The following is a 26,042-nucleotide window of genomic DNA, read 5'->3' on the forward strand; positions in this document are numbered from 1 at the left end:
CGCCAAGGGCCGTACCCCGCAGGTCGGGGGTACGGCCCAAGGCATGGCGTTCAGGTCAGCTGCCGGCGGCCGCCAGGGGTGTGTCGGCCTCGGGGTGGAGGCAGGCCGCCACCGTCTCCGGGTCCAGCGCGGCCAGGCTGGCGATCATCCGCAGCGGCTCGGCCAGAGTCTGGCAGCACATCACGTACTGGTTGCTGCGGCCCTGGGGGATGGCCTCCACCAACTGCTGCTCCCGCAGCGGGGCCAGGTGGTGGCTGACCAGGGTCTGACTCAGGCCGGTCGCTTCCTGCAACTCCTTGACCGTGCGAGGACGCTGGGCGATGAGCAGGATCAGCGTCAGCCGTGTCTCGTCGGCCAGCGCCCGCAGCTTGGGCGCCAGCATCTGGGCCCGCTCGCGTTCACTGAGCCACTGGGCGGGATCACTGACCGCGACCTTGAGCTTCGACGGCCGGGCCATCGCCACCTCCTCATCACCCCCGGGCCGGCCGCCGGCTGGCCCTCCCGCTACGGGAACGCTCCGGGCAGGCCGGGCGGTGCCTTCAATCCTACGCACGACGTTCCTCCCGGTCAGTTACGAGGTGGCATGTACGTCAGCGCTGCCGGGCTGGGTTGCCGGCTCGGCCTGCGCGGTGCCGTCGTCGGTGGTGCGGGCGCGGGGCAGAACGATCGCCGAGGCGACCGCGCCGGCCAGGGCGATGCCCACCGCGATCAGCAACGTGGTGGCGAAGCCGCCGACGAAGGCGTCCTGGGCGGCCTGCAGCACCCGCTGCCCGGCCGCTCCGCCGACTTCCTGGGCGACCGCCGAGGCACCGGCCAGGGACTCGCGTACGGCCTCACCTGCCTGGCCGGGCAGTTGTGCGGCCTGCGGGAGGTCATCGCGGTACAGGGTGGCGATCACACTGCCGCTCACCGCGATGCCGAGTGCGCCGCCGACCTGCATGCCGACGTCGGCCACCGCGGAGCCGGCGCCGGCCTGGCGGGCGGCGGAGACCACCAAGATGGCGTCCACAGCGGCCGGCAGCGCGATTCCCATGCCCAGCCCGAACACCGCAAGCCCCCACAGCGCCTGGGCCTGGTCGTCAACCTGGAGTCCGGCCAGCAGGCCCAGGCCTGCCGCGCACAGCAGCAGACCGATGACCACGGTGGCCTTCAGCCCGGCGCGCTCCACAAGCTTGGCCGACAGCGGGGCGCCGACCATCATGGTGCCGATCGCGAGCATCCGCAGGCCCGCGCCGAGCGGGTCCAGCTCGAGCACGGACTGCAGATACTGGGTCAGCAGGTAAAGGCCGCTGTAGAGGCCGAAGGAGGTGCAGGCGATGGCCAGTGCGCCGCCGCCGTAGCGGGCGTTGAAGAACAGACCGATGTCGATCATGGGGTGGGCGATGTTGCGTTCCCAGACCACGAAGGCGACCATCAGCGCGACACCGATCGCAAGGGAGGCGAGGGTGACGACGTCGCCCCAGCCGTAGTGCGGGGCTTCTACCAGGCCGTAGACAATCGCGACGAGGCCGGCCACGGACAGCAGGGCTCCGGTCAGGTCCAAGCCGGGGTGGCCTTCGGCCTTGGACTCGGGGATCAGCTTGGCGCCGCCGATCAGGGCGATCGCGGCCAGGGGGACGTTGATGAGGAACATCGAGCCCCACCAGAAGTGCTCCAGCAGCACGCCGCTGACCAGCGGGCCGAGCGGCACGCCGACGGCTGCGGCACCGGACCAGATGCCGATGGCCTTGCCCTGCTCCTCGGGCGGGAAGACGTCCTTGATGATGGCGAGGGTGGCAGGCATCATCAGCGCCGCCGCGATACCCATCAGGGCCCGGAAGGTGATCAGCAGTTCGGTGCTGGCAGCGAAGGCCGCGCCCAGGCTGGTCACCGCGAACGCGGCCAGTCCGATGGCCAGCAGCCGCTTGCGGCCGAACCGGTCGGACAGGCCGCCGGCCATCAGCAACAGGCCGCCGAAGGCCAGCGCGTAGGAGTCGACCGTCCACTGCAGTTGGCTGCTGGTGGCGTCCAGGTCCTTCTGGATGCTGGGCAGGGCCAAGTTCAGGATCAGGGTGTCGAGCCCGATCAGGACCAGGCTCAGACAAAGGATGGTCAGGATCTGCCATCGGCGCGGGTGTCCGGCGGGGCGGTTCACTAACAGATCTCCCTCAACGGTGTGTAAGTGGCAGCGCCGGCTCGGTGGTTGCGAAGGCACAAAAGCGGCAAGACGCTGCTCGATCGGACCGGCCGAGCACTGGCCGGTGCCTGCGGGATGTCGGCGCCGACCAGTCCCGGCCCCTCACAGGGTTATCAGCAGATCCTGCTAATAACAGTGAACGCTGTTGGAAATGGTCACCCGACGCTATGAGTTCCGGCCATCTGGCCGACCCCTCCCTACCTACCGGTATACCGAGCAGTACAGCGTGCTGACCTGGCCGAACATGAACTCGCCATGGCGCAAGCGCTCCCACAGACCAACCGGTCGGGATCTTGCGCCACCACACATCGCCGACACGCCCGTCATATGCCAAACCCGCAGTTCAGCTTCGTTTCCCCCGACCACAGCCTCTCAGTGAGGACGTCGGGCGACGAAATCTTGTCGGTATGGCGCAAAAGGTTCGCCGCCCGACGACCTACCCTCGAACACTTCGACCGCCATCGATAAATTGAGCGTGTAGCAGCACGAGGGGTGCCTGTGCAGGTTCCCTTCCAGATGCGCAGGGGGGTTGAACAACGTGCGCGCAACAGCCGGCAAGCCGTCACTTGGTGCGGTCACCTCCGGCACCGCCGCAGTCAGCCCCGCCGCATCCTCGGATTCTCTGGGACCGCGCGTGGCGGCACGGTCCCTGACATCTCCCCAGACACCCATCACGGCAGCGGCCTACGCGGTCGGCACGCGCACCGCTGCCCTCCCGAGGCTGGAACCGTCAATGGCGACGGCTGCGTTCCAGACCCTCTGAATCCTGTTCCGAAAGGGAAAACGATGTCAGTCTCTACGCAGCCGCGCCTTGCCCTGGTGGGAGACCGAGGCAATCACAACGAGCCCGCCCACCCCAAGATCGATGCAATGCGAGAGCAGTGGGACCTGGCTACCGAGTGGATCCCGACCGTGGACATCCACGACGCGTCCCTGCTGGAGGGCTTCGACGGCATCTGGGTGGTTCCCGGGGCGCCGTACTTCAACCAGAAGGGCGTGCACATCGCCGTGCGGCACGCCCGCGAGAACCAGCTGCCGTTCCTGGGCACCTGCGGCGGCTTCTTCAGCGCCCTGATCGAGCACGCCCAGAACGTGCTGCACCTGCCGGCAGCCGAGGGCGTGGACGAGGACCCGGAAAAGCTCATGCCGCTGGTCACGCCGCTGTCGTGCTCCTTCCGCGGGGAGAAGGCCCCGCTGACGGTCCGGGAGGACTCCCTGCTCGCCTCGATCTACGGCACGACCGAGGTCGACGAGATCTTCCACTGCGACTACGGGCTGACCGACGAGTTCATGGACGACGCCAGCCAGGGTGCGCTGCGCATCAGCGCCTGGGACCGTGACGGCGCGCCCCGCGCTCTGGAGATCACCGGTCACCCGTTCTTCATGGGCAGCCTCTTCCAGCCGGAGCTGTCCTCCGAGCCCGGAGCCGAACACAAGATCCTGCAGGCCTTCCTGGCGGCCGTGCGCACCAGGGCCGCCGCCCTGCAGGCCAAGACGGTGGCCTGACCTCCACAACTTCAGCAGTTCACGCGGCCGTGCGCCCCCAGTGGAGCGCACGGTCCCGGGCACCGCCATGCCCGCCTTGTTCCCCCACGCCAGGCGGAAGGATCCCTCACCTTCATGAAGCACGATCACAGCGGCCTGTCCCGGCGCAGTTTCGTTCGCGGCAGCGTCGTCGGCAGTGCAGGCATCGGCGGCCCCATGCTCCTGCCGGTGGTGTCCGCAAACGCTTCCGGAACCTCGAGCGCCGGTTCCGGCACAGGCGCTCATGGCGCCGGTTCGGGCCAGGCGGGCGCCGGCGGTGTGCCGGCGGCGTTCACCGACCAGTCCGCGGCCCTGACCCCGGACCGCACGGTGGCCACGGCCTGCCAGTTCTGCAACTCCAACTGCCGGCTCAACGTCGATCTCAAGGCCGGCCGGGTGCTCGCGGTCCGCGGCGAGGACGACGACCCCGTGCAGCAGGGGCAGATCTGCGTCAAGGCCGAGATGATGCCCCAGCTCGTGTACAACACCGAGCGCCTGACCACACCGCTGCGCCGCGTATCGGGCAAGAAGGGCTCCAGCAACTCCCGGTTCGAGGCCATCAGCTGGGAGGAGGCACTGCGCACCATCGCCGCCAAGCTGCTGAAGCTGCGCGACGCCGGGCAGGCCCACACCATCGCCAACCGCACCACCGGGCGGCTGCCCCGCGGCACCGGATCGCTGGTGGCGCGGCTGTTCGCGATGCTCGGCAGCCCCAACAACACCGACGTCGGCCCGGTGTGCAACGACGCCGGCGGCAACGCGCTCGCGGCCACGTTCGGGCTGGGCAACTTCACCAACGGGTACGGCGTCGACGGCGCCACCGGCAAGGACGACCTCGGCTCGGCGCGCCACTACCTGTTCCTGGGCACCAACCAGGCCGAGACCCACCCCGTGACCTTCGACTACCTGCTGCGCGGGCGGGCCAAGACCAAGGCCACGCTCACCGTCGTCGACCCGCGGCTGACCCCCACCGGGGCGGCCGCCGACCGGTGGGTGGCGCCCAAGCCGCACACAGACCTCGCGCTGCTGCTGGCCATGCTCCACCACATCGTCGAGCAGGGCCTGTTCGACCGGCAGTTCGTCAAGCGGTGGGTGATCGGCTTCGAGGAGCTGCGCGCCCACCTGGACAAGCACCAGTACACCCCGGCGTGGGCGGCAAAGGTCACCGGCGTGCCCGCCACGACGATCACAGCCATGGCCGAGGAGTACGCGTCGGCGAAACCGGCGGCGATCTTCTGCAACGCCGGGATCTCGCACCAGCTCGGCGCCTTCGACACCTACCGGGTGGCGACCTTCCTGGCCGCGGTGACCGGCAACATCGGCCGGCCCGGCGGCGGCTGCAACTTCATGCACAACACCTGGCCCGGTGATCTGCACCTGCCGCCGTTGAAGGCGGCGGTACCCGAGCGGCGCGAGGCGCTGCCGGTCGGCCCGGACTACTTCGCCCAGTCCATCCTGACCGGTGAGCCGTACGGGCTGCGCGCCATCATCACCCAGGGCAACCCGCTGGTGTCTTCCGCCAACACCAGCAAGGTCCGCAAGGCCTTCGAGCAGCTCGACTTCTACGTCTACACCGGGCTGTTCATGGAGGAGGCCGCCTACTACGCCGACATCATCCTGCCGGTGTGCAGCGGCCTGGAGATGGGCGGCGTCTACATGCGGCGCGACGACCGGGCCATCCGCTGGCAGGAGCAGGTCGTCGACCGCGTCGGCCAGTCCCGCCCGGACTGGGAGATCTGGATCGGCCTGGCCCATGCGCTGGCCGAGCTGGACACCCGCCGACCCGCCCACGAGTGGCGCGAGGCCTTCCCGAAGCGGTGGATGGACTACCGGCAGCTGTGGGACGACTTTGTCGCCCACACCCCCGGCATGGGCGGCATGACCCGCGAGCGCATGGCACAGCGCACCGAACCGCTGCGCTGGCCGTGCCCTACCACCGAACACCCCGGGGTCAGCACCCTGTATCTGGACCACCCCAGCTGGTACGAAGCCGTCGAGTCGCTGGATGCGGCCCATCGCGGCAAACGCTTCCTGACCCCCAGCGGCAAGGTCGAGCTGACCACCCCCGAGCTGGACAAGCAGCTCGCCGTGACCGGGCACAGCGCTCTTCCGATCTTCTACACGCATCCGGAAGTCACCGGCGCGCATCCCACCCTCGCCTACAGCCGCAAGCTGGTCACCAACCCCGTCAACCCGCAGGCGGTCACCCACCCGGTGCGGCTGGGCGTGCCCGGCAGCGACGAGGTGCACCGGCGCTTCCCGCTGATGGGCATGACCGGGCGTCCCAGCGTCGTCCACTTCGCCGAGGTCACCCACTGGACGGCCACCGGCAAGCAGCTCAACGGCATCCGCTTCGTGCAGATTCACCCCGACACCGCCCGCCGGGCCGGCATCGCCGACGGCGACGAGGTCCGCGTCGAAAGCCCCCGCGGCGCGGTGACCGGCACCGCGTTGCTGTGGGAGGGGATCCGGCCGGACACGGTGTTCGTGCCCAACACCTTTGGCCCGGCGCAGAAGGTTGGCGACGTCTTCGACGACCCGCGCTACGAGGCGGCCAACACCCTGCCCGACGACCAGTACTACGACAATCTCTCCGGCCAGCAGGCCTACAAGTGCTTCGCCTGCCGGGTCGTCAAAGCCTGACCCGGCAGACGAAACCGTGCGTCACCCGTCCCCCAACCATGGAGGCAGCCCATGACCCCCACTCCTGACCCCCGTCTGAAAGCCGAGACTCTCACGGTTGTTCCTCTGGCCGCCTTCGACGAGACCGTGCGCGTCCTGGGCTCCAAGAGCTACACCAACCGGTACCTGGCCATCGCCTCCCTGTCCGGGCAGGAGACGGTCATCGACAACGCGCTGCTGTCGGACGACACCGTCTTCCTCGCCCGGGCCATCGAGGCGTTCGGTCACGTCACCTGCGACATCGAGCACGATGCGGCGCGGATCCGGGTCACCCCCACCGGGCAGCCGATGCGCGCTCCGGACCAGGACATCTTCGTCGGCGGCGCCGGCACCCCGCTGCGGTTCCTGATCTCCATGGCCGGGCACGCCGAGGGCACTACGATCATCACAGGCAACGCCCGTATGCAGGAACGCCCCATGGGTGACCTCCTCAAGGCCTTGCCGGCCCTCGGGGTGGACGCCACCGCGGTGCGCGGCAACGGCAGCCCGCCGATCCGCGTGGTCGGCGGCTCCTTCAAGGGCGGCGCCACCAGCATCAGCGGCGCGGTGTCCAGCCAGTTCACCTCCAGCCTGATCATCAACGCGCTGCGCGCGGAGAACGACACCGAGATCACCATCAGCGACGAGCTGATCTCCAAGCCGTATGTGGAGATGACTCTGGCCGCGCTGGAGGAGATGGGCGTGTCCGTCGAGCGGGACGGCTACCGGCGCTTCACCGTGCCGGCCGGGCAGCAGGCGCGCGGCGGGCAGGTGACCGTGGAGCCGGACGCCTCCGGCATGTCGTACTTCCTGGCCGCCGCGGCCATCCTCCAGTCGCGGGTGACCATCCCCGGGATCGGCGCCGGATCCCACCAGGGCGACGTGCACCTGGTAGAGGCGCTCGAGCGGATGGGCTGCCACACCCAGGTCTCCGACAGCGAAATCACCCTGAGCGGTGGCCGGTTGCGCGGCATCGACATCGACATGGAGGCCATGCCCGACGTCGTCCCGTCGCTGGCCATCGCCGCCGCCTACGCCGAGGGCGTCACCCGCATCACCAACATCGCCTCGCTGCGCGTCAAGGAGTGCGACCGCATCGCCGCTGTCACCACCGAGCTCCGCAAGATGGGCATCGAGGTCGAGGAGCACCCCGACGCGATGTACATCACCGGCGGCACCCCGCACGGGGCGGTCATCGACACCTACGACGACCACCGCATCGCCATGACCTTCGCGATCGGCGGGCTGCGCACCGAGGGCGTGGTCATCAAGGACCCCGGCTGCGTCGCCAAGTCCTTCCCCACCTTCTGGCAGACCCTCGACACCCTGCACCCCACCCTGGAGAGCACCAAGTGAGCACTTCCGGTGCCGAGTTCGCCGGGCCGGGCATCCTGCTGGTGCTGGACGGCTGGGGGCACGCGCCGCCGGCCGCCGACAACGCCCTGGCCGCCGCGCACACCCCTGTCCTGGACGAGCTGGTGGCGCAGGGTGCGAGCACGTTCGCCGATGCGTCCGGCGAGGCGGTCGGCCTGCTGCCGGATACGGTCGGCAACTCCGAGATCGGGCACATGGTCATCGGGGCCGGCCGGCCCCTGCCCTATGACAGCCTGCTGGTCCAGCAGGCCATCGACTCCGGCGCCCTGCGCACCCACCCCGAGCTGGGCACGGCCCTGGAGGACGTGGCTGCCTCCGGCGGCGCCCTGCACCTGATCGGCCTGTGCTCCGACGGGCAGATCCACGCCCACGTCGAGCACCTCGGCGACCTGTTGGCCGTCGCGGCCGCCCACCGGGTGGGGCGTGTGTTCATTCACGCGATCACCGACGGCCGGGACGTCGCCGACCACATGGCCGGGGCCTACCTGCAGCGCGTGGCCGAACTCGCCGAGCGGGCCGGGACGGGACAGGTCGCCACGGTCATCGGCCGCGGGTACGCCCTGGACAAGGCCGGGAAGCTCGAGCTGACCGAGCAGGCGGTCGCGCTGGTCGCCGACGGTGTCGGTGCCCGCGTCGGCACTGCGCCCGAGGCGGTGACCGGCTCGGAGCGCGGTGATGAGTGGGTGCCGCCGAGCGTGGTGGCCGCGGCCGGGGACGCGCGCGTCGCCGACGGGGACGCCGTGGTGTGGTTCAACTTCCGCAGCGACCGCATCCAGCAGTTCGCCGACGCCCTGGTGGAGCACCTGGCTGCGTCCGGCCGCACGGTGGGCATGCTCAGCCTCGCCCAGTACGACACCCGCGCTTCGATTCCCGCCCTGGTCAAGCGGGCGGACGCCTCCGGCGGCCTGGGAGATGAACTCGCCGCGGCCGGGCTGCGCAGTGTCCGCATCGCCGAGGCGGAGAAGTTCGAGCACGTCACCTACTACATCAACGGCCGTGACGGCACCGTGCGGGACGTTGAGGAGCACGTGCGGATCACCGGGGCCCAGGCGCCGGACTACCTGACGCGGCCGCAGATGAACCTGGACCGGGTCACCGACGCGGTCGCGCAGGCTGCGACCCGCGACGACGTCGACCTGGTGATCGCGAACCTGGCCAACATCGACGTCGTCGGGCACACCGGCAACTACCAGGCCACCGTGACGGCGTGCGAGCACACCGATGCCGCGGTGGCCCGCATCCTCGATGCGGCCCGCGGCAGCGGCCGCTGGGTGCTGCTGGTCGGCGACCACGGCAACGCCGAGAAGATGACCAAGCAGGCTCCCGACGGCACCACCCGCCCCTACGGCGGGCACACCACCAACCCGGTGCCGCTGGTGATCGTCCCCGCCGCTGCGGGCACCGCGCCGGCCGCGTTGCCGGAGCAGGCCACGCTCGCCGACGTGGCCCCCACCGTGCTGCACCTGCTGGGACACAAACCCGGATCCGCCATGACAGGAAGGCCTTTGCTGTGAGCACGCTCGCCCCCGCTGCCGCACCCAACCGCACCGATGGCGCGCTGCCCGGTCTGCTCGCGTCCTTGCAGACGACCCTGCAGCACGCGCCCGGCCTCACCGGCTGCATGGCGTCCTCGCCGATCGCGGCCGCCTTCGCCGAGGACTCCGTCGTTCGGCCTCTCACCATCCCCGAGGGTGTGTGGGCCGTTCTGCGCGAGTCCGGCGACCGGACGCAGGCAGTGCTGTGCCTGCACAATCCGTCCGCCGACGCCGTCCGCGTCCGTCTCGACGCGGTCCTGCCCGGCCGTGCGGCCGAGCAGCTGCGCTTCGTCAGCGGCGCCATGCACACCACCCAGGAGGGCGACCAGCACTACGTCCACCTGGACGCCGTCGGCCACGTCTGGCTGGCCTACACCCCCTAAGGAGGATCTCCCGTAACACCCGGGCCGCTCGCTGCCGGATTGGCCGCGAGGTCAGGCCCGGTTCTGCAACCGGCCGCCGGTCGACAACGGCCGCCGGCCTCTGTGGTCCAGATCCACTTGCAGCCTGACGCAGGGCAGCCGCCTCCTGGCGGCGCTACTGCCCCGCGTTTCCTTTCAGGGCACCGCCAACCCCGAAGGATCTGACATGGACATACTCGTACTCGTCTTGGTGCTGGCGTTAGCCGCCGCCAACGGAGCCAATGACGTCCCCAAGGGCGTCGCCACCCTCGCCGGCGCCGGCGAGGCAAAGATCAAGACAGCCATCGCCTGGGGAACCGTCACCACAGCCATCGGCTGCCTGGTCTCCCTGCACTTCGCCAACAAGATGACCGCCCTGTTCTCCAAGGGCATCGTCTCCGCCTCCCCCACTACCTCCTTCGCCGCCGCCGTGCTGCTGGGCACCGCCGCCTGGATTGCGCTGGCCACCTGGCGCGGCCTGCCGGTGTCGACCACGCACGCCCTGACCGGTTCGCTGCTGGGCGCCGGCGCGCTGTTCGCCGGCAGTTCCGTGCAGTGGAATGTGCTGCTGGTCAAGGTGGTGCAACCGCTGCTGCTGAGCGTCCTGATCGCGTATGCGATCTCCGCGGCCCTGTCCACGGTGGGGCGCATCACCGCCCGGCGCCGCGCCTCACGCAGTCTGCAGCCTCAGCCCGACCCGGAGCCGGTACTGGTGACCACCGGCAGGCAGCAGACGCAGCGTGTCGCCGAGGCCGCCGTCGCGCAGCCGCAGGAGGCCGGTTCCGGGCGGATGAGCCCGGTCAGCATCGCCCATTGGGCCACCAGCGGGCTGACCAGCTTCGCGCGCGGCATGAACGACGCTCCTAAGATCGTGGCGATCGGTTCGTTCGCCATGGTCTCCGGCATGACGACCACGCATCTGCTGGTCGCGGTCACGCTCGCCATGGCCGTCGGTGGTCTGCTGGTCGGGCGCCGGGTGGCGGAGCGGATGGCCAACGACGTCATCAAGATGACGCACGTTGAGGGCTTCACCGCCAACCTGACCACCGCCGCTCTGGTCGGTGTCGGCGCGTTCCAGGGGCTGCCGATGTCGACCACGCAGGTGTCCATCGGCGGGATCTCCGGCACCGCGGGCACCGACCTGTCACGCATCAAGAAGAAGACGGTGCGTGACTTCGCGATCGCCTGGCTGGTCACACCGCCGTTCTCGGCCGCTGTGGCTGCCGTGGCGTATCTGCTGCTGCGCTGACCGGGGCCCCTGAGCAGGCAGTGCTCAGGGCCCCCGGCCCCTTATCCGGCCCCGTACCGCGGTGATTGGCCCACTGCGGTGCGGGGCCGGAGCCTTCCTCCCCGCCAGGTCCGTGCGGCTGGTCGAGCGGCCGCGAGGGCGGACCGGGCAGGTGCGCGATGCGCAGCAGCGCGGCGTGGGCCTCCTCGTTCATGCGATAGAAGACCACGCGTCCTTCGCGCCGCCCCTGGATCAGGCCGGCGCAGCGCAGGCGCTTGAGGTGGTGGCTGACGGTCGACAACGACACTCCGACGTCGCCGAGTTCGTGGACGGGGAGCTCGGCGCCTTGCTGCGCGGCCAGTTGGGCGAGCAGTTGCAGGCGTACCGGGTCGCCGAGGGTTTTGAACAGGTCGGCCCATCGCAGGGCGTCGACGGCGCTCAGTTTCAGGCATTGTCCGGTGCAGGCGGCGTCACCGGCCTGGTGGCACATGTCGTCTCCTTACCCCAGCGTCCCTCTGGGTGATGTGGATGGCAGGCATGTCCCACTGATCTCTGGCCGTGTTGTGCGCGCCGCGTGCTCCGTTGCGGGTTCAGGCTGCCGGGGACAGCAGGCCCGCGATGCTGGAGAGAACGCCGGGTGCTACGCGGTAGTACACCCAGCTGGCCCGCCGCTCCGACACCAGCAGTCCGGCTTCGCGCAGTTTGCGCAGGTGGTGGCTGACGGTGGGCTGGGATACCCCGACGTCCTGGATGTCGCAGACGCAGGCTTCCCCGCCGGGTTGGGCGGCGACCCTGGAGAACAGCCGCAGCCTGACCGGATCGGACAGCGCCTTGAACATGGCGGCGATCCGTTCCGCGTCGGGGGCGGAGAGTTCTTCTCGCCCCAGCGGCTGGCAGCACTCCAACGACGCGGTGATGTCCAGAACGCCGGAGTCCAGATTAGACATGCCTCTATGTTGACACTCATCTAATCACTTGCCAACCCTGCACGAAAGACGAATTCTCCTCGCTGATTCGACACACCTCTATGTTGACGGATGTCTATTCAGGGTCCATGCTGAGTGGCATAGACGCACATCGAAACCGAGGAGCGCTCCGTGACCCCGCCCGTTACTGCCGAGCTGCCCGTCGCCGTCATCGGGGCCGGACCCATCGGTCTGGCCGCCGCCGCCCACCTGGTGGAGCGCGGTCTCGTTCCCCTCGTCCTGGAGGCCGGACCGGCTGCGGGCGCCGCGCTGCGCCAGTGGTCGCACGTGCGGCTGTTCTCCACCTGGTCCGAGCTCACCGACGAGGCCGCCGAGAAGCTGCTCGCGCCTACCTGATGGGCCAAGCCCGACGCCGCTTCCTACCCCACCGGCGGCGACTGGGCCGCTCAGTATCTGGAGCCCCTGGCCGGCGTCCTCGGCGACAAGATCCGCTACGGCGCCACCGTCACCGGTGTCTCCCGTGCCGGGCGTGACCGCATCGTCGACGCCGACCGCGACACCCAGCCGTTCGCGCTGCACGTGAGTTACGCCGACGGCCGCGAGGAGCGCGTGGTGGCGCGCGCCGTGATCGACGCCTCCGGCACCTGGACAACGCCCAGCCCGGCCGGCGGCAACGGCCTGCCCGCGCTGGGCGAGAAGGCGGCGGCCGACCGGATCACCTACCGCGTCCCGGACCTGAAGGACCCTGCCGTGCGGGCCCGTTACGCGGGCAGGCGCACCGCCGTGATCGGTTCCGGCGCCTCCGCCTTCACCGCCCTTGCCCTGCTCGCCGACCTGGCCAAGGCCGAGGAGGGCAGCGGCACGCACGCGGTGTGGATCCTGCGCCGCGGGATCTCCGGTTCCACCTTCGGCGGGGGCACGGCCGACCAGCTGCCCGCCCGCGGCGCGCTGGGCCTGGCCGCCAAGGCCGCCGTCGACGCCGGCCACGCCGACGCCGTCACGGGTTTCCGCACCGAGGCGATCGAGCGCGACAGCGACGGGCGTCTGGTGCTGGTCGCCGACGACGGCCGGCGGCTGGAGCCGGTCGACGAGGTGATCGTGCTGACCGGGTTCCGGCCCGACCTGTCGTTCCTGTCGGAGATCCGTCTCGGCCTGGACGAGCGTCTGCAGGCCCCCGTGGAGCTGGCGCCGCTGATCGACCCCAACGTGCACTCCTGCGGCACCGTCTACCCGCACGGCCGCAAGGAGCTCTCCCACCCCGAACAGGGCATCTACCTGGTCGGCATGAAGTCCTACGGCCGCGCCCCGACGTTCCTGGCCATGACCGGCTACGAGCAGGCACGCTCCGTGGTCGCCGCCATCGCCGGTGACCTGGAGGCCGCCGACCGGGTCGAGCTGGTGCTGCCGGAATCCGGCGTGTGCGGCGGAGCCGGCCTGTTCGACACCCCGAACGCGCAGCAGGACACCGCAGGTGGCTGCTGCTCGGCCCCTGCTCCGCAGCTGATCCAGATCGCGCCCGGCGCCCTGACCCTCCCGGTCGCCGGCACCACGGGTTCCGGCAACTGCTGCTGACCCCGTCCTGGGTCCAGGGCCGGTGAGCCGGCCCCGGAACCGGTTTCCTTCCCCAACACCCCTGGAGGAACGACGATGTCCCGGCTCCAACTCGCCCTGCGCGTCCCCGACCTCGACGCGGCCATCGCCTTCTACAGCAAGCTGTTCGCCACCGAGCCCGCCAAGCTCCGCGACGGCTACGCCAACTTCGCCATCGCCGAGCCCCCGCTCAAGCTCGTCCTGTTCCAGGGCGAGCCCAGCGAGGACACCCGCATGGACCACCTCGGCGTGGAGGTCGCCTCCACCGACGACGTCACAGCTGCCACCCGCCGACTCGACCAGGCGGGCCTGGCCACCTTCGAGGAGAACGACACCACCTGCTGCTACGCCCTGCAGGACAAGGTCTGGGTCCACGGCCCCGGCAAGGAGTCCTGGGAGGTCTACGTCGTCAAGGCCGACGCCCCCGCCAAGGAACCCGCCGCCGGCGCCTGCTGCAGCACGGCCGAGCCCGGCACCAGCCAGACGGCTGCGGCCGGTTGCTGCTGATCCAGACGTGAACCTGTCCGCCCGCACGCGCGCGGCCGCACCCGACACCGGTCATCAAACGCGGCCGCGCGCCGCCCTGCCGGCGCTGTGCCTGACCCAGATCACCGGCTGGGGCATCGTCTACTACGCCTTCCCCGTCCTGAACCCGCAGATCACCGCAGCCACCGACTGGTCCCCCGCCGCGACCACCGCGGCGTTCTCCGCCGCACTGCTGGTCTCCGCGCTCTGCGGCATCCGCGTCGGACGCATCCTGGACGCCCGCGGACCGCGCACCGTCATGACCGCCGGGTCCGCCCTGGCCACCCTCGCCCTGATCGTCATCGCCACCGCCCCCAGCCTGCCCGTCTTCATCGCCGGCTGGCTGCTGGCCGGACCGGCCATGGCCGCCACCTTCTACCAGCCCGCGTTCGCCGCCGTCACCCGCTGGCGGGCCCCCGACCACGTGCGCGCCCTGACCGTCGTCACCCTGGCCGGCGGGCTGGCCTCCACCGTCTTCGCCCCCCTGACCGCCCAACTGTCCGGCCACCTCACCTGGCGCGGCACCTACCTGGTCCTGGCCGGCGTGCTCGCCGCCATCACCATCCCCGCCCATGCCATGGCCCTGCGCGCTCCCTGGCCCCCCGCGCCCCGCCCGACCGCCGGAGCGCCGCACACCACCACCGCGGTGGCACGCAGCCCCGTCTTCTGGCTGCTGGCCACCGCGCTGACCCTGTCCGCGTTCGCGATGTACGCCGTGGTCGTCACGCTCGTCCCGCTGCTGCTGCACCGCGGCTTCTCCACCACCCAGGCCGCCTGGCTGCTGGGCCTGGGCGGAGCCGGGCAGACCCTCGGCCGCACCCTGTACGCCGCGCTCGCCCGGCGCACCTCCCCCGCCGTGCGCACCACAGCCCTCATCGGCCTGGGCTGCCTGACCACCGCCGCTTTCGCGGTCATCCCCGGCCCCTATGCACTGCTGGCCGCCCTGTCCGTGCTCGCCGGAACCATCCGCGGCAACCTCACCCTGCTCCAGGCCACCGCCATCACCGACCGCTGGGGCACCACGCACTACGGGCGGCTGTCCGGGCTGCTGGCCGCCCCGGCCACCACGGCCTCCGCTCTCGCCCCGTTCGCCGGCACCGCCCTGACCGCTCCCCTGGGCGGCTACCCGCACCTTTTCGCCGTCCTGGCCCTCATCTCCGCAGCCGCCGCACTCATTGCATGGCACACCGCCCCGCGCACGCCCTGAGCCCCTGACCGGGCAATCACCGCAGGTCAGGGCGGCCGGACCCCTATGGTTCGATATGTGTGAACATAGATGCATGTCGAAAGCCAAAGGTCCGCCGGTACTCGACCTCGAGTCCGTGGCTCCGTGCTGCCCCTCGCTGACCGAGCGCCCGCTGAAGGTGGAGGAGGCCGAGGTCGCCGCCCGGATGTTCAAGGCGCTGGGTGACCCGGTCCGGCTCCGCCTGTTCTCCGCGGTCGCCTCCCATGAGGGCGGCGAGGCCTGCATCTGCGACATCTCCGACGTCGGCGTCACGCAGCCGACCGTCTCCCACCACCTGAAGAAGCTTAAGGAATCCGGCCTGCTCACCTCCGAGCGGCGCGGCACCTGGGTCTACTACCGCGTCGAGCCGTCCGTGCTGACCGCGATGGGCAAGCTGCTGTCCAGTGCCGGGGCGGCCTGACCCAAGCTCTCCCGGGCCGGCTCGCCGCTCCAGCGGTGGTCCTGGGGCCGACTGGCGGTCCCTGGCCCACCGCACCCGCGCCGACCTGGAGGCCGCCAGCCTCGACCTGCAGCTGAACACCCGCGCGGTGTCGATCGATGCGCAGCGGCGCACCGTCACCGTCCAGCACGCCGAGGACGGCACCCATGACGAACTGGGCTACGACCAGCTCGCGATCGGCACCGGTGCCGTTCCGGTACGCCGCCCGCCGATCGACGGCCTGGTGCTCGTGGTCGTCGGCGTGCGCCCCGACACCGCCGTGGCCGAGACCGCCGGGGTGAAGTTGGGGGTCCGTGGCGCGATCGCCGTCGACCGGACCATGCGCACCAGCGTGGACGGCATCTTCGCCGCCGGGGCCTGTGCGCAGACTTGCCACCGGGTGCTGGACACCGACACGTATCCCGCTGGGCACCACCGCCCACAAGCAGGGCCGCGTTGCCGGCGAGAACGCCCTCGGCGGCGCCCGGCAGTTCACCGGATCGCTGGGCACGCAGGCGGTGAAGGTGTTCGACCTGGTCATCGCCCGCACCGGACTGCGCGATAACGAAGCGGTCGCCGGAGGCTTCACCCCGGTCACGATGGCCGCGGCCGCCGACGACCACAAGGTGTACTACCCGGGCTCCCGCACGATCCGCTCGCGGATCACCGGCGACGCCGCCACCGGGCGGCTGCTCGGCGCGCAGCTCGTCGGCCACCTGGACAGTGCCGTGCACAAGCGGGTCGATGTCTTTGCCACCGCCTTGTTCCACGGCATGACCGTCGACGCGATCGAAGTTCTCGACCTGTCCTACACTCCCCCGCTGGGCAGCCCCTTCGACGCCGTGCAGAGGGTCACCCAGACCTGGGCCCGCGGTCGTCACCTTCACGACACCCGCTAGCGACCCGCGAAGTACGGGGCTAGGCACCTGAACGGCATCGATAGGTACCGGTGGCACCTATAAATTCAGGCAAGATAGACGGGCATCAATTTTAGGGCTGCTCTTTCGGTGGCCTCCATGCAAGATCGGGGCCCGTCTATCGCCGTCGTCGACCGTCGGCTGTGCCCGGGTAGCGGCAACGGCCCGCGCTGCCCTGCCCCGTGTGTGTGGGGCACGGCGGGCCGACACGCTCCGAGTAGCCGACCGAACCCGTGCAGCCAGGCGGTCAGCTCAGATGGCGCCGCACAAGGTCTCGCTCGGCACAGTGATCTGCATCCGGAAGGTCGTGGCGTCACGACCCACGAGTTCTGCGCCGTCGGGCATCTGGAACTCGTCGTTGTTCCTCACGGATTGATTGTGGCCCCGGGACTGACACTCAGGGGCGTCTTGCAGCCGAGGACGCCCGCGCCCGAACCGACAGGCATGCCCCCTCGCTCGCTGTCGGTTCGGGTCTATCACTGTGGGCCGTGCTCTGGGGTGAGGAGGGCTTTGATCTCGCGTGCCGCTTCGCGCGCGGGGCGGCCGACGCCGATGAGGGTGGCTGAGGCGGGGCCGGTCCAGTCTCCGTAGCCGAGCAGGTGCAGGCGGGGTTCGCCCAAGGCCCGGGTGCCGGTGGTGGCGACGCGGCCGTGCCGGTCACGCAGACGCAGGGGCGCCAGGTGGGCGAGGGCGGGGCGGAAGCCGGTGCACCAGATGACGGCGTCGGTGTGGGTGATGCTGCCGTCGGGCCACTGGGGTCCGGTGGCGGTGAGCCCGGTGAACATCGGGACCGCGTTCAGCAGGCCGGCATCCCGCGCAGCACGGACTGGGGGCACAGCAACGATGTCCCCAAGTCCTGCCACGCCGCCGGTGTCGGCATTGCCGTTGTCCAGGGCGCGCCGGCGGGCGGTGGCGGCATCGAACAGTGCCCGGCCGTCGATGTCGTCGGCCAGGAAGCGGGGGGCTCTGCCGGTGCGGGCGGCTCACCGGCTGGTTCCCTGCAGGGTCGGCGCGGCGAACTTCTTGCGCCAGGCCAGGGAGACGTAGACCAGGGCCACCAGGACGGGCACCTCGATCAGCGGGCCGACGACGCCCGACAGGGCCTGGCCGCTGGTGACCCCGAAGGTGGCGATGGCGACCGCGATGGCGAGTTCGAAGTTGTTGCCGGCTGCGGTGAAGGCCAGCGTGGCGGTGCGGTCGTAGGCGAGGCCGATGCCCTTGCCCAGGGCGAAGGTCCCGAACCACATGACGGCGAAGTACACCAGCAGCGGCAGGGCGATGCGGACGACGTCCAGCGGCTGGGACGTGATGGTCTTGCCCTGGAGGGCGAAGAGGATCACGATCGTGAACAGCAGGCCGTACAGGGCCCACGGGCCGATCTTCGGCAGGAAGTTGGTCTCGTAGTTCTGGCGGCCGAGCTTCTTCTCGCCGATCCGGCGCGTGAGGAAGCCTGCGATCAGGGGAACGCCCAGGAAGATCACGACGTTGAGTGCGATCTTCCACATGGAGATGTCCAGGTGCTGTCCGTCGCCCAGGCCGAGCCAGCCCGGCAGCAGGTCGAGGTAGAACCAGCCCAGCAGGCCGAAGGCGATGACCTGGAACACCGAGTTCAGGGCGACCAGGACGGCGGCGGCTTCCCGGTCACCGCACGCGAGGTCGTTCCAGATGATGACCATGGCGATGCAGCGGGCGAGACCGACGATGATCAGGCCGGTGCGGTATTCCGGCAGGTCGGGCAGGAACGTCCACGCCAGGGTGAACATCACGGCGGGCCCGATCAGCCAGTTGATGGCCAGCGAGGACACCATCAGCTTTTTGTCGCCGGTGACGGTGTCGAGCTTGTCGTAGCGGACCTTGGCGAGCACCGGGTACATCATGATCAGCAGGCCGAGGGCAATGGGCAGTGAGATGCCGCCGATCTCGACCTTGCTGAGGGCGTCGTTCAGGCCGGGGATGAGCCGGCCCAGTCCCAGGCCCAGTGCCATCGCGGCGAGGATCCACACGGCAAGAAAACGGTCCAAGGTCGACAGTTTGCCGACGATCCCCGCAGGGGCCGTTGTCGTGTCGGGAGGAGCGGTGGTGGTCACGGGCAGGCCCTCTTGGTGTCGGTTTCGAAGGTGGCGCGAGCAGTGGCGGCCAGTTCCGTGAAGGAGCCGGCCAGGGCTTCGATGACCTCAGGCCGCAGCTTGTAGTACGTGAACCGGCCGCAGGGCTCGGTCTCCACGACGCCGGCGTCTCTGAGCACCTTCAGGTGGTTGGAGAGGTTGGTCTGCCGGGCGCCGGTCTCCTCCACCAGGTGGGTGGTGCACAGCGTCTCGCGGGCGAGCAGGGTCACGATCTGAAGCCTGAGCGGGTCCGCCAGCACCCGGATCAGATCAGTGTCGACTGACGTCATCATGGACTGATACTGTCACATCAGCCGGGGCTGACACCAGTCCGGGCTGACTTTTCCCCGTCGTGAGACAAGAGAGACCGCCATGTCCGACAAGCCCTCCGTGCTCTTCGTCTGTGTCCACAACGCCGGCCGCTCCCAGATGGCCGCCGCGTGGCTGACCCACCTCGCCGGGGACCGCGTGGAGGTCCGCTCGGCCGGTTCCACCCCCGCCGACCAGGTCAACCCGGCCGTTGTCGAGGCGATGAAGGAGGTCGGCATCGACGTGTCGGCCGAGATCCCGAAGGTGCTGACCGTCGAGGCGGTCCAGGCTTCGGACGTGTGCATCACCATGGGCTGCGGCGACGCCTGCCCAGTCTTCCCCGGCAAGCGCTACCTGGACTGGACGCTGGAGGACCCTGCCGGTCAGGGCGTCGAGGCCGTCCGCCCCATCCGGGACGAGATCAAGGCCCGGATCGAGGGCCTGATCGCCGAGATCGCCCCGGAGCCCAAGGCATGAGCGAGCAGGTCCGCGACGTCATCGTCATCGGCTCCGGACCCGCCGGGTACACCGCCGCCCTCTACACCGCCCGCGCGTCGCTGAAGCCGCTGGTCTTCGAGCGCTCGGTCACCGCCGGCGGCGCGCTGATGCAGACCACCGAGGTCGAGAACTTCCCCGGTTTCCGCGACGGCATCATGGGCCCGGACCTCATGGACAACATGCGGGCCCAGGCCGAGCGGTTCGGCTCCGAACTCGTCCCAGACGACGTGAGTGCGGTCGACTTCAGCGAGGACGTCAAGACCGTCACCGACTCCGAGGGCACCGTCCACCGGGCCAGGGCCGTGATCGTCGCCACCGGCTCGCAGCACCGCAAACTCGGCCTGCCGGGCGAGGACGAACTGTCGGGGCGGGGCGTTTCGTACTGCGCCACCTGCGACGGGTTCTTCTTCCGCGAGCACGACATCGCCGTCATCGGCGGCGGCGACACCGCCATCGAAGAGGGGTGTTCCTGTCCCGCTTCGCCAAGACCGTCACCATCGTGCACCGCCGCGACACCCTGCGTGCCTCCAAGGCCATGCAGATGCGGGCCTTCGCCGACCCGAAGATCTCCTTCGCCTGGGACAGCGAGGTCGCCGCCATCCACGGCACCGACGGCAAGCTGTCGGGCCTGACGCTGAAGGACACCCGGACCGCCGACAGTCGCGAACTGCCCGTGACCGGCCTGTTCGTGGCCATCGGCCACGACCCGCGCACCGAACTGTTCAAGGGCATCCTCGATCTCGACGGCGAGGGCTACCTCAAGGTCGACGCGCCCAGCACCCGCACCAATGTCGCCGGCGTCTTCGCCGCCGGCGACGTGGTCGACCACACTTACCGCCAGGCCATCACCGCCGCCGGCACCGGCTGCTCCGCTGCCCTGGATGCCGAGCGCTACCTCGCCGCCCTGAACGACACCACCGCCTAGCAAACCGCGGCCGCCCGGCCGCAACCATCCTTTCTGCAGGTCAGCGGGCACTCCCCCGAGGCTTGAGAGGGACATTGGGGAGCTGCGGGGCCGGCAGGCGGTCTCCGTGGTAGCCCGTGACCTCACCGAACCGGGACCCGTTCTCCCAGTCGGCTCGCGCCTGCACGATCTCCTCGCTGGTCCGGCCGATGAAGTTCCACCACATGATGATCCGCTCACCGAGGGGCGGTCCCCCGAGCAGCACCGCGCGGGCGGGGGCGTCGGAGTGGTTGGTCAGGGTCAGCTCGTCGCCGCCGGGGGCCAGGTAGCCGAGCTCGGACGGGCTCAGGCGCGTGCCGGCCGTCTCGATGTCGCCGCTGTCGACGAGCAGGCCGTGCTCGTAGGCCGGGTCGACCGCCAGCGTGACGGTCGCACCGGGGTCGAGGGTGAGTTCGGCGCCGAGCAGCGGGGTGAACGTCGCCACCGGCGAGGCGTCTCCGGCCAGAGCCCCGAGGAACACCCGTGCTGTGCCCCCGCCGAGCGGCACGGGCCGCGGGGCGTAGTGCTCGAAGGCGGGCGCGGCGCCGCGGTCCCGCTCGGGGAGCACGACCCACAGCTGGACGCCGTGCAGGACAGTGGTGCGCTCGGTGGAGACCTCCGAGTGACTGATGCCGTGCCCACTGGTCATGAGGTTGAGTTCGCCGGGCCGCACATAGGCGTGCGTCCCGAGGCTGTCGCGGTGCTCGATCTCGCCGCTGAAGAGCCAGCTCACGGTCTGGAGCCCGATGTGCGGATGCGGTGCGACGTCCATGCCCCCAGTCTCGGAGACGTCGTCCGGACCGTAGTGGTCGGCGAAGCACCAGGCGCCGATCAGCGAGCGCTCCCGCTGCGGCAGGGTGCGCCGCACCGTCATCGCGCGGGGTCCGCCGAGCGGGACGTCGCGGGGGGACAGGATCTCCACGGCGGTCTCTGCCTGGGCCCCGTTCATGTCGCGCTTCTCACACGACAACTGCTTCGAAATTCAACAATCATGGTGTCGATGATACGGCGATGCCCGGGACGGACGACAGGGCATCCCGACGACGGCCGGAGACGGCCAGGCGAAGGAGTACCGGTGAGCGACACCACGGCGGTCCGGCGGCGCAGGCGGATCTTCATCGACAAGCAGAGTCCCCGGGCCTACAAGGCGATGCTGGCGGCCGCCGAGACCGTGCGCGACGTGGCCGCCGAGGCCGGTCTCGAACGCGAGCTGGTGGAGCTGGTGAACATCCGCGTGTCGCAGCTGAACGGTTGCGCCTTCTGCCTCGACCGCCACACCAGGGCCGCCCTCGAAGCGGGGGAGACGTCGCGGCGGCTGAGCCTGCTGCCGGCCTGGCGCGACACCGAGCTGTTCAGCCCGCGCGAGCGGGCCGCGCTCGCGGTGGCCGAGGTGACCACCGACCCGACCGACGCCACCGCCCAGGAACAGGCCTACCAGGCCGCGCTCGAGGTGTTCGGCGACGACGAGCTCTCCGCTCTCATCTGGGTGGCGATCACCATCAACTCCTTCAACCGGGTCTCCATACTCAGCAAGCACCCGGTCCGTGCCGTCCAGAAGCGATGAGGCGCCCACGCCGGGCCGCGCGGCACGGAACGCACAGGTGAAGGGCGCGGAACGCACGTAGGGAAGGGCGCGGTCACGCCGTTCCTGACGGCGGGACCGCGCCCTTCCTGGACCGGCGTCGTCAGCCGAGCGGCTCCCGTCGCGCACCCGGGCCGCTCTGCACCCGCTCGATGTACTCGGGCGCCAGCCGGCTGACCTCGTCGAGCGCGGCGAGGTCCTCCTCTGTGAGCGTGAGCCCGGCCGCGGCGAGGGAGCTGCTCCACGCGAGTCGCGCCGACCAAGACGCTGCTGACCCCGGGCTGCTGCATCACCCGGGCGAGGGCGACCTGCGCGACCGTCGCACCGTGCCGTGCGGCGATCTCGTCGAGGCCGTCGACCACGACGTAGCCGCGCGCCTCCTCGACCGGCGGGTTCGATGCCTTGCCCCAGCGTGTCGACTGGTCGCGCTCGCGACGCGGCGGAACTTGCCCCTCAGGAAGCCGCCGGCCAGGGGGCTGCAGACCATCAGGCCCAGGCACTGGTCGCGCACGGCGGGCAGGATCTCGCGACCGATGTCCCGGCCGACGCGGGAGTAGTAGGTCTGCAGGGAGACGAAGCGCTCCAGGCCATGCAGGGCCGAGACGCCCAGCGCGGTACGACTCGCCGGATGGCGAGGCCGACGCACCCCGTGGCGCCCGGGAGACCCGGAGACGCACCGCCCGTCCGCACCGCCTCGTGCCCGACGTCGTCGCGCAGCCGGGCGGCGCGAGGTCTCGGGCCGTCAGCTCCCTTCGTACGGCCGCAGCCCGGCCACCGAGCGGCGGACGGCGTCGGCGTGCCCGAAGAGCCGGGGCAGGCCGCCGGTGTGCAGGAAGACCGTGCGCTGTCCGCGGTGGATGACGCCCTCGCGGACGGCGGCGAGAAGGCCGGCCATGGCCCGCCCCGTGTAGGTGGGGTCCAGGACGATGCCTTCGGTGGCCGCCGCCGTCCGCATCGCGTCCAGGACGGGCTCATGGAGCGCCGCGTAGCCGGCGCCGACCTGGTCGGAACGAATGCGCAGCGCGTCCGGGGCGACTCGGCGGTGGGCGACCGCCCCGGCCAGGTCCGCCACGATCGGGGCGGGCCTTGTCACGGCGCCGCAGTGGACGCCGAGCACCCGCTCCTCACCCAGCGCGGCGACAAGACCGGCCATGGTGCCGCCGGAACCGAGTGCCACCACCACGTGGGCGAGGTTGGGCAGTTGGGCACGCAGTTCCTCGCCGCCCTCGCCATAACCGCGGGCGCCGGCCGGGCTGGAACCGCCGAAGGGAATGAGGTGGGGCAGCGCACCCGCGCGGCGCAGCCGGTCGCAGACCTCCATGGCCGCGTCCGCCAGGCCGGCCGGTTCGGCGTCGCCGGCCCAGACCACCCGGGCGCCGAAGAGGCCGTCGAGGACGAGGTTGCCGGTACCGGACCCTGCGGCGGGTTCCTTGCCGGGGAGGACGAGGACGACGTCGAGGCCGAGCCGTGCGCCGGCCGCGGCGGTGAGACGGGCGTGGTTGCTCTGCGCCGCACCGACCGTCACCAGTGTGTCCGCGCCCGCGTCGATTGCCTCGCCGACCGTCCACTCGAGCTTGCGGACCTTGTTGCCGCCGCCGCCGAGCCCTGTGAGGTCGTCGCGCTTGATCCACAGGTCGTCCGGGTCGAGGCCGACAGCTGCGGCCAGCCGGGGCAGGGGCTCGACAGGGGTGGGCCAGGCGGACAGCGTGATCTTGCCGGGCATCGGCGGCGCTCCAGGGTCTGACGGCGGCGGTGACCGGCGTCCGAGACGTCGGCGACTCCATTGTGGGCGCTGCGTGTGGGTACTGCGTCTGAGCCCTGCGTATGGTCCGCCGAGCGTCGCTCCGGCGGGCGGGCGGGACGCGCCCGGTCCGGCGTCGTCGGCCGAGTCCGCTGTGATCGACACGCTCGACACGCCTCCTTCGCCGCCTGACCGCCTGGGGCCGTGGCAGGCGGTCGCCGCGGCACGCCGTTCGCCTACGGGGCGTGCGTGCCGGGCGCGTTGGGGCTCGGCCTCCGTCGGCGGGTGGGGAGCGGGCCCATGACGCGTTCCTCCACCGCGGACAGCACAAGGAGCATCCCGAGCAGGAGCACCGGCAGTCCGAGCAGCAGCGCGTGGGTCATCGCCGATCCCCCGTGTGCGGCAGTCGGGTTCGTGGGTGGCGGGCAAGGGCGCGTCCGGATCGAGGGCGGCGGCCTCGGGTGCGGTGGAACACGGCGGACATGAGCACCTCCACTTCGGCGTCGCGTCCCCGCCTTCCCCGCTGTAGGCGTTGTATGGGTGCGTCGCCCGCACTCCGTCGCCTCCTCGCGTTCCGGCGCCGGGCGCCACCGCGCCCCGTCGGGTCAGTAGCGGAAGGCGTCGGAACCGTCCAGCCGCCCGAAGCGCCGCGGACGCGGGATCTGCTCCGGCCGCTGGGCCCACCGCGCGCGGTGGTTCGGGGCGCTTGCGCGCTCGCCCCGGGAGAGGACCGCTACGGCACCGGCAGCAGCGCACAGCAACGCCCCGACGACCACGCTGGAGAGCGTGCCCGCCGAGATCGCGCCGACCACCGCGCCCAGCACGACTACCGGCATCACGGCACCGGAGATGAGCCTGCGAATCTTCAAATCCATGAAGAATCACTTCCTTTCACAGGAACGCATTCCCCGGTGAACGTACGCCTATCCATGGATCGCCTTAACGAGTGACCGCCTGGATCGGCATGGTGATGCCTCCTCAGGCCGCTTCAACGGCAATTCCCGGCCACGTCAGGAAGGATGGCGTCAGCTGAGGGCGGACACCGCGGTTCCGTACAGGACTTCCTCGGCCCGGTCCCATGACCAGCCGTTCTCCACCACGAGTGTGCGCCAGCCGGTGGGGCCGAACCAGAACCAGAGCAGGTCCGCGGTCTCCTCGGGCGAGTACCGCCGGGCAGGAGCGCCGACTTCCAGGAAATGCCGCGCGACCGCGCGCAGCGCCTTCCGGTAGTCGGCCGTCGCCCTTTCCCACAGCGCTTCGCCGTTCTCGTGCACGGGCAGCGCCTTGCGAATCGCCTCGTGCGCCTTGAACTGGCTCTCGTTGCCGGCCCGGGTGCCGTGAGCGAGCGCCCGCAGCACGCCCTCGGGCGTCCGCACGGACAGGATGCGCGCGACGGCCTCCTCGTATCCCGACTGGGCGACCGCCTTGTCGACGATCCGGTCCAGGATGTCCGACTTGCTGCCGACGCTGGCGAAGACGGTCTTCGAGGCGACCCCGGACGCCGCCGCGATGTCCGCGACGGTCACCCGGCCGTAGCCGCGTTCGGCGAAGAGCAGCTCAGCGTGTTCGAGGATCAGCGCGCGCGTCCGCGCCGCGGCCTGTTCCCGGAGCGGTGATACATAAGCGCGCTTGGTGGCCATGACGGCATCCTAAGGGATGTCCATGCCGCTTTGACCTATCCAATCGGTCATCTATAACCTCAATAGTCGATGCGCGTCCTGCGTATCCGATGAGACCGGCCACGCGGGGCCGGCGGGCGAAAGGTGGGACCGATGGCGATGGACGCCAAGGACGTGGCCGAAGGCCTTTTCCGGATCCTGGAGACGGGCGACGCGGCCCTGGCCGCCGAGGTTGTGGCTCCCGACAACGACAACCGTGAGGCGGCCGTCGCGCCCGCCGCCTGTTCGATACCCGGTCCGGCGGGCGCCCTCGCCTCGGGCGCGTGGCTGCGCTCGGCCTTCAGCGATCTGCGCTTCCCCGTGCTGGACATCGCCCGCAATGACGACCAGGTGTGGATACGGCTCCGTATGCAGGGCCGGCACACCGGCCCTTTCGTGCGCTTCCGGAACGGCGTCCTCGACCAGGCGGTCCCTCCCACGGGGCGCGAGGTCGACTTCGAGCAGGTGCACCTGCTCGACCTGCGCGACGGCAAGGTCGTCCGGCACGAGGCACTGCGCGACGACATGACGATGCTGAGCCAGCTCGGCGTCTTCCCCCCGTCGCCTGCCATCGCCCTGCGCATGGCGGGCTGGAAGCTCTCCGGACGCGCCAAGCGGGCCGCCGAGGAGGTCACGAAGCTCGCCGCAGAGGCTGCCGGACAGGCACACTGATGAGGGCCGCCGA

General features: G+C 70.6%; 24 protein-coding genes and 4 pseudogenes. 15 read left to right on the plus strand and 13 right to left on the minus strand.

What is annotated here, in order from left to right:
- Nucleotides 1–55 precede the first annotated feature (55 nt).
- Both ACRWND_RS11015 and ACRWND_RS11020 read right to left on the minus strand, forming a co-directional pair.
- Complete coding sequence (locus ACRWND_RS11015; RefSeq protein ID WP_431948511.1) at nucleotides 56–457, minus strand: ArsR/SmtB family transcription factor; 402 nt, start codon at nucleotides 455–457, stop codon at nucleotides 56–58.
- A 114-nt stretch (nucleotides 458–571) separates the two neighbouring features.
- Entirely contained in the window at nucleotides 572–2,134 is a 1,563-nt protein-coding gene (locus ACRWND_RS11020; RefSeq protein WP_431948512.1) for an MFS transporter, read from the minus strand.
- Between the two features lie 912 nt (nucleotides 2,135–3,046).
- On the opposite strand from ACRWND_RS11020, the gene ACRWND_RS11025 reads away from it, so the two are divergent.
- The 6 genes from ACRWND_RS11025 to ACRWND_RS11050 all read left to right on the plus strand — a co-directional run bounded on the left by ACRWND_RS11025 (nucleotide 3,047) and on the right by ACRWND_RS11050 (nucleotide 10,920).
- A complete protein-coding gene (locus ACRWND_RS11025) occupies nucleotides 3,047–3,682 on the plus strand; it encodes a glutamine amidotransferase-related protein (protein WP_431948513.1) in 636 nt (211 codons plus the stop codon).
- A gap of 114 nt (nucleotides 3,683–3,796) precedes the next feature.
- Complete coding sequence (locus tag ACRWND_RS11030; protein ID WP_431948514.1) at nucleotides 3,797–6,343, plus strand: molybdopterin-containing oxidoreductase family protein; 2,547 nt, start codon at nucleotides 3,797–3,799, stop codon at nucleotides 6,341–6,343.
- 51 nt (nucleotides 6,344–6,394) lie between these two features.
- Complete coding sequence (gene aroA / locus ACRWND_RS11035) at nucleotides 6,395–7,717, plus strand: 3-phosphoshikimate 1-carboxyvinyltransferase (RefSeq protein WP_431948515.1); 1,323 nt, start codon at nucleotides 6,395–6,397, stop codon at nucleotides 7,715–7,717.
- The gene (gene gpmI, locus ACRWND_RS11040; protein ID WP_431948516.1) at nucleotides 7,714–9,249 is read left to right on the plus strand and encodes a 2,3-bisphosphoglycerate-independent phosphoglycerate mutase; all 1,536 of its coding nucleotides are present in this window, start codon (nucleotides 7,714–7,716) and stop codon (nucleotides 9,247–9,249) included. The genes aroA and gpmI overlap by 4 nt, the downstream gene beginning before the upstream one ends.
- A complete protein-coding gene (locus ACRWND_RS11045) occupies nucleotides 9,246–9,653 on the plus strand; it encodes a hypothetical protein (RefSeq protein WP_431948517.1) in 408 nt (135 codons plus the stop codon). Before gpmI ends, ACRWND_RS11045 begins: the two co-directional genes overlap by 4 nt.
- 205 nt (nucleotides 9,654–9,858) lie before the next feature.
- Complete coding sequence (locus ACRWND_RS11050) at nucleotides 9,859–10,920, plus strand: inorganic phosphate transporter (protein ID WP_431948518.1); 1,062 nt, start codon at nucleotides 9,859–9,861, stop codon at nucleotides 10,918–10,920.
- Here ACRWND_RS11050 and ACRWND_RS11055 read toward each other — a convergent pair.
- Nucleotides 10,865–11,389, minus strand: coding sequence for an ArsR/SmtB family transcription factor (locus ACRWND_RS11055; protein WP_431948519.1), 525 nt, complete (start codon nucleotides 11,387–11,389; stop codon nucleotides 10,865–10,867). The two genes, ACRWND_RS11050 and ACRWND_RS11055, sit on opposite strands and share 56 nt — an antisense overlap.
- 100 nt (nucleotides 11,390–11,489) lie before the next feature.
- Complete coding sequence (locus tag ACRWND_RS11060) at nucleotides 11,490–11,846, minus strand: ArsR/SmtB family transcription factor (protein ID WP_431948520.1); 357 nt, start codon at nucleotides 11,844–11,846, stop codon at nucleotides 11,490–11,492.
- A gap of 150 nt (nucleotides 11,847–11,996) precedes the next feature.
- On the opposite strand from ACRWND_RS11060, the pseudogene ACRWND_RS11065 reads away from it, so the two are divergent.
- The 5 genes and pseudogenes from ACRWND_RS11065 to ACRWND_RS11085 all read left to right on the plus strand — a co-directional run bounded on the left by ACRWND_RS11065 (nucleotide 11,997) and on the right by ACRWND_RS11085 (nucleotide 16,503).
- A pseudogene (locus tag ACRWND_RS11065) lies at nucleotides 11,997–13,397 on the plus strand (NAD(P)-binding domain-containing protein).
- A 75-nt stretch (nucleotides 13,398–13,472) separates the two neighbouring features.
- Entirely contained in the window at nucleotides 13,473–13,922 is a 450-nt protein-coding gene (locus tag ACRWND_RS11070; RefSeq protein ID WP_431948521.1) for an ArsI/CadI family heavy metal resistance metalloenzyme, read from the plus strand.
- A gap of 7 nt (nucleotides 13,923–13,929) precedes the next feature.
- Nucleotides 13,930–15,147 carry an MFS transporter gene (locus ACRWND_RS11075; protein WP_431948522.1) on the plus strand — a complete coding sequence of 406 codons (1,218 nt, stop codon included), beginning with the start codon at nucleotides 13,930–13,932 and terminating at the stop codon, nucleotides 15,145–15,147.
- A 73-nt stretch (nucleotides 15,148–15,220) separates the two neighbouring features.
- The gene (locus tag ACRWND_RS11080; RefSeq protein ID WP_431948523.1) at nucleotides 15,221–15,586 is read left to right on the plus strand and encodes an ArsR/SmtB family transcription factor; all 366 of its coding nucleotides are present in this window, start codon (nucleotides 15,221–15,223) and stop codon (nucleotides 15,584–15,586) included.
- A gap of 398 nt (nucleotides 15,587–15,984) precedes the next feature.
- The gene (locus ACRWND_RS11085) at nucleotides 15,985–16,503 is read left to right on the plus strand and encodes a hypothetical protein (protein WP_431948524.1); all 519 of its coding nucleotides are present in this window, start codon (nucleotides 15,985–15,987) and stop codon (nucleotides 16,501–16,503) included.
- Between the two features lie 494 nt (nucleotides 16,504–16,997).
- Here ACRWND_RS11085 and ACRWND_RS11090 read toward each other — a convergent pair.
- The 3 genes and pseudogenes from ACRWND_RS11090 to ACRWND_RS11100 all read right to left on the minus strand — a co-directional run.
- Nucleotides 16,998–17,495, minus strand: a pseudogene (locus tag ACRWND_RS11090) (pyridine nucleotide-disulfide oxidoreductase); the annotation flags it as partial.
- A gap of 9 nt (nucleotides 17,496–17,504) precedes the next feature.
- Nucleotides 17,505–18,608: an ACR3 family arsenite efflux transporter gene (gene arsB / locus ACRWND_RS11095; RefSeq protein WP_431948525.1), complete on the minus strand. Its 1,104-nt coding sequence runs from the start codon at nucleotides 18,606–18,608 to the stop codon at nucleotides 17,505–17,507.
- Nucleotides 18,605–18,919 carry an ArsR/SmtB family transcription factor gene (locus tag ACRWND_RS11100; protein ID WP_431948526.1) on the minus strand — a complete coding sequence of 105 codons (315 nt, stop codon included), beginning with the start codon at nucleotides 18,917–18,919 and terminating at the stop codon, nucleotides 18,605–18,607. The genes arsB and ACRWND_RS11100 overlap by 4 nt, the downstream gene beginning before the upstream one ends.
- A gap of 79 nt (nucleotides 18,920–18,998) precedes the next feature.
- On the opposite strand from ACRWND_RS11100, the gene ACRWND_RS11105 reads away from it, so the two are divergent.
- Together ACRWND_RS11105 and trxB are read left to right on the plus strand one after the other, a co-directional pair.
- Entirely contained in the window at nucleotides 18,999–19,412 is a 414-nt protein-coding gene (locus ACRWND_RS11105) for an arsenate reductase ArsC (protein WP_431948527.1), read from the plus strand.
- Nucleotides 19,409–20,358, plus strand: a pseudogene (trxB, locus tag ACRWND_RS11110) (thioredoxin-disulfide reductase). The gene ACRWND_RS11105 and the pseudogene trxB overlap by 4 nt, the downstream one beginning before the upstream one ends.
- A 40-nt stretch (nucleotides 20,359–20,398) precedes the next feature.
- Here trxB and ACRWND_RS11115 read toward each other — a convergent pair.
- The gene (locus ACRWND_RS11115; RefSeq protein WP_431948528.1) at nucleotides 20,399–21,325 is read right to left on the minus strand and encodes a pirin family protein; all 927 of its coding nucleotides are present in this window, start codon (nucleotides 21,323–21,325) and stop codon (nucleotides 20,399–20,401) included.
- Between the two features lie 126 nt (nucleotides 21,326–21,451).
- Between ACRWND_RS11115 and ACRWND_RS11120 the strand changes: the two genes are divergently transcribed.
- Nucleotides 21,452–21,940, plus strand: a complete 489-nt coding sequence (locus tag ACRWND_RS11120; protein WP_431948529.1) for a carboxymuconolactone decarboxylase family protein — start codon at nucleotides 21,452–21,454, stop codon at nucleotides 21,938–21,940.
- Nucleotides 21,941–22,203: 263 nt separating this feature from the next.
- On the opposite strand, the pseudogene ACRWND_RS11125 reads toward ACRWND_RS11120, so the two are convergent.
- The 5 genes and pseudogenes from ACRWND_RS11125 to ACRWND_RS11145 all read right to left on the minus strand — a co-directional run.
- A pseudogene (locus tag ACRWND_RS11125) lies at nucleotides 22,204–22,635 on the minus strand (hypothetical protein); the annotation flags it as partial.
- Between the two features lie 65 nt (nucleotides 22,636–22,700).
- On the minus strand, nucleotides 22,701–23,681 hold the full coding sequence (locus tag ACRWND_RS11130) for a D-cysteine desulfhydrase family protein (protein WP_431948530.1): 981 nt from the start codon (nucleotides 23,679–23,681) through the stop codon (nucleotides 22,701–22,703).
- 254 nt (nucleotides 23,682–23,935) lie between these two features.
- A complete protein-coding gene (locus ACRWND_RS11135) occupies nucleotides 23,936–24,082 on the minus strand; it encodes a hypothetical protein (protein ID WP_431948531.1) in 147 nt (48 codons plus the stop codon).
- 222 nt (nucleotides 24,083–24,304) lie between these two features.
- Nucleotides 24,305–24,574 carry a hypothetical protein gene (locus tag ACRWND_RS11140; protein WP_431948532.1) on the minus strand — a complete coding sequence of 90 codons (270 nt, stop codon included), beginning with the start codon at nucleotides 24,572–24,574 and terminating at the stop codon, nucleotides 24,305–24,307.
- 150 nt (nucleotides 24,575–24,724) lie between these two features.
- Complete coding sequence (locus ACRWND_RS11145; RefSeq protein ID WP_431948533.1) at nucleotides 24,725–25,339, minus strand: TetR/AcrR family transcriptional regulator; 615 nt, start codon at nucleotides 25,337–25,339, stop codon at nucleotides 24,725–24,727.
- A 132-nt stretch (nucleotides 25,340–25,471) separates the two neighbouring features.
- On the opposite strand from ACRWND_RS11145, the gene ACRWND_RS11150 reads away from it, so the two are divergent.
- A complete protein-coding gene (locus ACRWND_RS11150) occupies nucleotides 25,472–26,029 on the plus strand; it encodes an ester cyclase (RefSeq protein WP_431948534.1) in 558 nt (185 codons plus the stop codon).
- Nucleotides 26,030–26,042: the final 13 nt, after the last annotated feature.

It is taken from the genome of Actinacidiphila sp. bgisy167, from assembly GCF_965342175.1.
In the GTDB taxonomy this organism is placed as follows: Bacteria; Actinomycetota; Actinomycetes; order Streptomycetales; family Streptomycetaceae; genus Actinacidiphila.

Coding starts and splice junctions, on each gene's coding strand:
- ACRWND_RS11060 (WP_431948520.1), bottom strand. CDS start 11,846: ATGTCTAATCTGGACTCCGGCGTTCTGGACATCACCGCGTCGTTGGAG.
- ACRWND_RS11145 (WP_431948533.1), bottom strand. CDS start 25,339: ATGGCCACCAAGCGCGCTTATGTATCACCGCTCCGGGAACAGGCCGCG.
- ACRWND_RS11050 (WP_431948518.1), top strand. CDS start 9,859: ATGGACATACTCGTACTCGTCTTGGTGCTGGCGTTAGCCGCCGCCAAC.
- ACRWND_RS11135 (WP_431948531.1), bottom strand. CDS start 24,082: ATGACCCACGCGCTGCTGCTCGGACTGCCGGTGCTCCTGCTCGGGATG.
- ACRWND_RS11055 (WP_431948519.1), bottom strand. CDS start 11,389: ATGTGCCACCAGGCCGGTGACGCCGCCTGCACCGGACAATGCCTGAAA.
- ACRWND_RS11070 (WP_431948521.1), top strand. CDS start 13,473: ATGTCCCGGCTCCAACTCGCCCTGCGCGTCCCCGACCTCGACGCGGCC.
- ACRWND_RS11015 (WP_431948511.1), bottom strand. CDS start 457: ATGGCCCGGCCGTCGAAGCTCAAGGTCGCGGTCAGTGATCCCGCCCAG.
- ACRWND_RS11130 (WP_431948530.1), bottom strand. CDS start 23,681: ATGCCCGGCAAGATCACGCTGTCCGCCTGGCCCACCCCTGTCGAGCCC.
- ACRWND_RS11105 (WP_431948527.1), top strand. CDS start 18,999: ATGTCCGACAAGCCCTCCGTGCTCTTCGTCTGTGTCCACAACGCCGGC.
- ACRWND_RS11140 (WP_431948532.1), bottom strand. CDS start 24,574: ATGGATTTGAAGATTCGCAGGCTCATCTCCGGTGCCGTGATGCCGGTA.
- ACRWND_RS11025 (WP_431948513.1), top strand. CDS start 3,047: ATGCGAGAGCAGTGGGACCTGGCTACCGAGTGGATCCCGACCGTGGAC.
- ACRWND_RS11115 (WP_431948528.1), bottom strand. CDS start 21,325: ATGAACGGGGCCCAGGCAGAGACCGCCGTGGAGATCCTGTCCCCCCGC.
- ACRWND_RS11100 (WP_431948526.1), bottom strand. CDS start 18,919: ATGATGACGTCAGTCGACACTGATCTGATCCGGGTGCTGGCGGACCCG.
- ACRWND_RS11150 (WP_431948534.1), top strand. CDS start 25,472: ATGGCGATGGACGCCAAGGACGTGGCCGAAGGCCTTTTCCGGATCCTG.
- aroA (WP_431948515.1), top strand. CDS start 6,395: ATGACCCCCACTCCTGACCCCCGTCTGAAAGCCGAGACTCTCACGGTT.
- ACRWND_RS11080 (WP_431948523.1), top strand. CDS start 15,221: ATGTCGAAAGCCAAAGGTCCGCCGGTACTCGACCTCGAGTCCGTGGCT.
- ACRWND_RS11030 (WP_431948514.1), top strand. CDS start 3,797: ATGAAGCACGATCACAGCGGCCTGTCCCGGCGCAGTTTCGTTCGCGGC.